The organism is Rhodococcus sp. 05-339-2, from assembly GCF_002258965.1.
In the GTDB taxonomy this organism is placed as follows: domain Bacteria; phylum Actinomycetota; class Actinomycetes; order Mycobacteriales; family Mycobacteriaceae; genus Rhodococcoides.
Genome location: NZ_NOYW01000018.1, coordinates 148,787 through 153,780 on the forward strand (window position 1 = coordinate 148,787; position 4,994 = coordinate 153,780).

6 protein-coding genes are annotated in these 4,994 nt (G+C 61.6%); 3 read left to right on the forward strand and 3 right to left on the reverse strand.

The genetic code is table 11. The annotated features are described in order from the left end of the window. Window positions 1–74: 74 nt before the first annotated feature. On the reverse strand, window positions 75–530 hold the full coding sequence (locus tag CH273_RS18540) for a tellurite resistance TerB family protein (RefSeq protein ID WP_032398482.1): 456 nt from the start codon (window positions 528–530) through the stop codon (window positions 75–77). 90 nt (window positions 531–620) lie between these two features. Continuing rightward, window positions 621–953 carry a hypothetical protein gene (locus CH273_RS18545; protein ID WP_032398096.1) on the reverse strand — a complete coding sequence of 111 codons (333 nt, stop codon included), beginning with the start codon at window positions 951–953 and terminating at the stop codon, window positions 621–623. Window positions 954–1,145: 192 nt separating this feature from the next. Between CH273_RS18545 and CH273_RS18550 the strand changes: the two genes are divergently transcribed. From CH273_RS18550 to pabB, 3 genes are all read left to right on the forward strand, one after another. Continuing rightward, entirely contained in the window at window positions 1,146–1,484 is a 339-nt protein-coding gene (locus CH273_RS18550) for an RNA polymerase-binding protein RbpA (protein WP_027497120.1), read from the forward strand. A gap of 281 nt (window positions 1,485–1,765) precedes the next feature. After that, window positions 1,766–2,161 carry a chorismate mutase family protein gene (locus tag CH273_RS18555; protein ID WP_230597022.1) on the forward strand — a complete coding sequence of 132 codons (396 nt, stop codon included), beginning with the start codon at window positions 1,766–1,768 and terminating at the stop codon, window positions 2,159–2,161. 10 nt (window positions 2,162–2,171) lie between these two features. Further along, a complete protein-coding gene (gene pabB, locus CH273_RS18560) occupies window positions 2,172–4,244 on the forward strand; it encodes an aminodeoxychorismate synthase component I (RefSeq protein ID WP_032398480.1) in 2,073 nt (690 codons plus the stop codon). A gap of 53 nt (window positions 4,245–4,297) precedes the next feature. On the opposite strand, the gene CH273_RS18565 is transcribed toward pabB, so the two are convergent. Continuing rightward, on the reverse strand, window positions 4,298–4,894 hold the full coding sequence (locus CH273_RS18565; RefSeq protein WP_032398095.1) for a hypothetical protein: 597 nt from the start codon (window positions 4,892–4,894) through the stop codon (window positions 4,298–4,300). Window positions 4,895–4,994 lie beyond the last annotated feature (100 nt).

Below are 4,994 nucleotides of genomic sequence, written 5' to 3' on the forward strand. Positions count from 1 at the left end.
GACGGGAACGGCGGTCGACGAAGCGGATTGCTTCGTCGACCGCCGTTCCTACGTGATACTTCGGCTGGGAACTCTCAGAGCTCGAACTCGGCCGGATCGATTCCGACCGCGAAGCACGCGTTGCGCACTGCGGCCTTCTCGTGATCGTCGAAATGGCCGTCTGCGCCGCCGATGATGATGCCGATCTGGATGACGGCTCGTGCTTGGTCGGGCTTCGATTTCAGTTTGCCGATCGTGGCTGTCGCCTCGACCTTCCCAAAATCGAAATCTCCCTGCAGCTTGTCGCAGTACCAGTCGAATTTCTGCCGAAGTTCGTCGGGCTCGAACACTCGCAGTGCCTCGTTACCGGCGATGAGAGATGCCGTCTTCTGGCGCTCGGCAGGATCGATGGTGCCGTCGGCCGCCGCGATCAGGGCGCACATGGCCATGCTGCCGTTGGCGAATTCCTTGTTCTTGAACTGGCTGGTCTTCGTCTGCAGCTGGCCGTTCAATTCCTGTGCCTTGGACTTGAGTTGATCCCAGAACGCCATGGAGCTCCTCACTAGGTGGTACTCGCCCGCACAGTCGCGCGGGCTTCGACCATTGTCCACGTAGTCCGTGAACTGGAGAGGAACTCCAGCTCAGCGCAGCCGTTCTGCATCGTGCGCCTTGGCCAACAGTTCGACGCACAGTCGGTGCAATTCGGCGGCGTCGGCACCCTCCGTCACCGCAGTGCTGACGTCCTCGGCAGCACACCGAACTTCGAACGCTCTGTCGGCCGCAGCCGATACCTCCTCGGCGGTCAACACGACAGCGTCGTCGGGAATCGACGTCCCCTTGGTCGCGCTGCGTTGCTCGTAGGCGCGTTGACGGCACGATTGACGGCAGTACCGCCGCTTCCGGCCGGTTCCGGAATCGGCGACCGGGCGTCCGCACCAGGTGCATGTCTGGTCGCGGCGGGTTCTGACGGACATGGTCGTTCAGCCTACTGCGGCCGCGAGGTAAGATCGCCCGATAAGCTGCGCCGATCGGACCGCGCCTGGACCCATCGGCTCGGGAACGAACCGGCGTGCGGCGACGTTGTAGATCAGTGGGTAGACGGTGTAGTTCGAAGTCGACGGATGGCTTCGGCGCACGTACCTACTATCGATGGAGAGGACTTCACCATGGCAGATCGTGTACTTCGAGGTAGTCGGCTGGGAGCGGTCAGTTACGAGACCGACCGTGATCACGACCTGGCACCCCGCCGCGTTGCGCGCTACCGGTGCGACAACGGCGAAGAGTTCGACGTACCGTTCGCCGACGATGCCGAGATTCCCGGAACCTGGGCATGCCGCAACGGCCTGGAAGGGTCGCTGATCGAAGGCACCGCGCCGGAGGCCAAGAAGGTCAAGCCTCCCCGCACCCACTGGGACATGTTGCTCGAGCGTCGCTCGGTCGACGAGCTCGAAGAACTCCTCAAGGAACGCTTGGACCTGCTGAAGGTGAAGCGCCGCGGCGCATGACCGTCCCCGCGCACTGCACCGCCTGATTGGAAACAATCCGGCGGTGCAGTTTTTTTGTGCTATTCGAACCTGCTGAATGTTTCGATGTGCTTTGTCGCATTAATTGTCCACCGAACGAGGATTCCAATACGATCGACTGGCGGTGTCAGAGTCCGAGGTGACATCATCGAGTATCGGTTGTCACACAAGTGGACGATTCGTGAACGGTTGCCGTAACAGTTATCGGACAATATCGATAAACAGCAGGCACCGGAGTCGAATAAACCAGGGGGCATCAACACGTGAGCCAGGATTCTGATCAGCGCTCGACCGACGCCTTGCGTACGGCGGCCTCCGATGCGAAATCGGAAGGTCATCGCGCAGTCGGCGAGCAGAAGCTTGCGGAGTTGAGGCGCGAGTTGGACGGAATCGACGAGGTTCTGCGCGCTGCAATTCGAGACCGCATCGATGTGTGTGTACGAGTTGCACACGTAAAACGTGAACATGACATTCCGATGATGCAACCAGGCCGCGTCGGACTGGTGACCGAACGAGCGCGAGAATTCGCGTCGGCCAATGGACTGTCTCCCGATTTTCTCGAAGATCTGTATCGATCGATGATTGCAGAGGCATGTCGCGTCGAGGATTCGATCATCGATTCTCCGACGCCCGGGCCCGGCCTCGACAGTGAACGGTAGAAGCACTCCGATGACGATCCATACGCTCCTGGTGGACAATTACGATTCGTTCACCTACAACCTGTACAGCCTTCTGACCGAGGTGAACGGTCGACCGCCCACTGTGGTCAAGAACGACGTCGAGTGGACGTCGCTGAATTTCGACGCCTACGACAACGTCGTGATCTCGCCCGGTCCCGGGCGTCCGGATGTCGAGCAGGACTTCGGGATCAGTGCCCGCGTGATACTCGAGTCGGGTCTACCGATACTCGGCGTGTGCCTCGGGCATCAGGGTCTGTGTCATCTGTTCGGTGGCAGTGTGGATCTCGCGCCCGCGCCGATGCACGGCAGGATCACCGACATCACCCATACGGGTGTGGATCTGTTCGAAGGGATTCCGTCGCCGTACTCGGTGGTGCGATATCACTCACTCGTCGTAACCCGTACCCCTGCCGACTTCGAGGAAGTCGCGTGGACGCCCGACGGACTGGTCATGGCCGTTCGTCACCGCAGCAAGCCCATGTGGGGAGTTCAGTTCCATCCCGAGTCGATCAGCACCGAATACGGCCGCGAACTACTCGCCAATTTCCGCGATCTGACGTTGGCTCGATCGAGCGCATCGAGTGCTGCGCGTACTCAGGATTCGATGTTCACCATCGAAACACGTTCGCTGGAAGGAGCATTCGACTCCGAGCAGGTCTTCGAAGCTCTTTTCGCGGACGGCTCGAAGAGTTTCTGGCTGGACGGCAGCGCGGCTCTCGAACCCGACTGCAGATTCACCGTCATGGGCGACTGCTCGGGTCCCCATGCGGAGTACGTGACCTATTCGGTTGCCGAGACCACGGTGACCGTGCAAGGTTCAGACGGTACGACCGAGCGCATTCACTCGACGTTCTTCGACTACATCGACGACCGTTTACGGGAGCGGGCCACTCCCCCTCGGCACGACCTACCGTTCGCTTTCGGTCTCGGTTACGTGGGGTACCTGGGCTACGAACTCAAGGCCGACACCGGTGGGCAACTGGTGCACACCTCTGCGACTCCCGACGCGTCGATGGTCTTCGCAGACCGCGCGTTGGTGTTCGACCACGAGGCAGGCACCCTCTATCTGATGGGGTTGGCGACCACCCCCGGGGATCCTGTGTTGGCGACGTGGTTCGACTCGGTCACCGATACCCTGCATGGTCTGTCCCGAAAGGTCGCCCCCGACAACCGTCCGGGTGTGCCTGCCTCCGGCACTCCCCTGCTCGGAGCCGATCGGTCGCTCGAACCCCGCCTACGCCACGACCGGGCCCACTACCTCGATCTGATTTCCCAGTGCCTTGCCGAGATTCGTTCCGGTGAGACGTACGAGGTCTGTTTGACCAACACGGCGACCGTGGCCGGTTCCATCGACGCGACCGCCACCTACTCGTACATGCGCGAAATCAACCCCACTCCGTACAGCGCCCTGCTGAAGTTCCCCGAGCTGTCGGTGTTGAGTGCGTCTCCGGAACGCTTCCTGCGCATCGACGCCGACCGCATAGTCGAGTCGAAGCCGATCAAGGGAACTCGTCCTCGCGGAGCCACCGCTCAGGAAGACAACGCACTGAAGGCCGATCTCGTCGCGAACGAGAAGGACAAGGCCGAAAACCTGATGATCGTGGACCTGGTGCGCAACGACCTCGCCCAGGTCTGCGTGCCGGGGTCGGTGCACGTGCCGAAGCTGTTCGATGTCGAAACCTATGCTCCCGTACACCAATTGGTCTCGACGGTTCGTGGTCGCCTGCGCGACGACGCGTCGGCCGCGGACTGTATCCGCGCTGCGTTTCCGGGTGGATCGATGACTGGAGCTCCGAAGATCCGCACGATGGCGATCATCGACAAGCTCGAAGACGGACCGCGGGGGGTGTACTCGGGTGCCATCGGTTACTTCTCGATCACCGGCACCGCGGATTTCTCGATCGTCATTCGCACGATCGTGGCCACCGAACACGAAGTGACGTACGGCGTCGGCGGCGCGATCGTCGCTCTCTCCGATCCCGACGAGGAGTTCGAGGAGACCATGGTCAAGGCTGTGTCGATGCGCCGCGCGCTGACCGGAAGAACCGAAAACAGCGGGTAGGGCACTGACGCCCTACCCGCTGTTCGACACTCCCCGACTCGGGGTCGACGTGCCTACGGAGTGGTGAAGTACTCGAACACTGCAGGCTGAGCCTGCGGGTTTCCGTTGCTGGTACCGATGACTGCGCCCGCGACCGTACCGATGACGGTTCCGATGATGCACCCGGAGATGAAGTTCGGGAAGATCGACACACAGCCGATGGCGAAACCGAGGCCTGCGCCGATCGCCGTGCCGACACCACCACCGTTGTTCCAGCCGATCGCGAGCTGGTTGACCATGTTGTCGAACGCCTGCTGCTTGGTCCGCGGACCGGCGACGTCGGCGACGGGAACCGTCTGCGGAGTCAACGTCAGTTCGCGACCCTCGGCACCGATCAGCGGTGCGATCGAGTAGACGGTGCCGTTGACGGTGTACTCCAGCGGGACAGATGCAAGCGTGGCACCGGCCTGGTCGATGACGGACACGGTCTCGCTCGTGGCGTCGACCCGGAACAGTCCGGCATCGAGGATGGTGGTGACCGTTCCGTCGGGGTTGACCGACGTCTCGTAGTTCACCGTGTCCGACGACGGGTCTGCCACAGCATGGCCCGCTCCGGTGGCCACCGCAGCGGTCAACGCCACCGCTACCGTTGCTGTTCTGATCAGTTTCACTTATGTCCCCTGGTGTTGGTTATTCGCCTTCGGCGGCATTCGTGCCGAATGCCGATGGTATTCGCAGATGTGCTCTTCGACGTGAAGAACACACCAATCG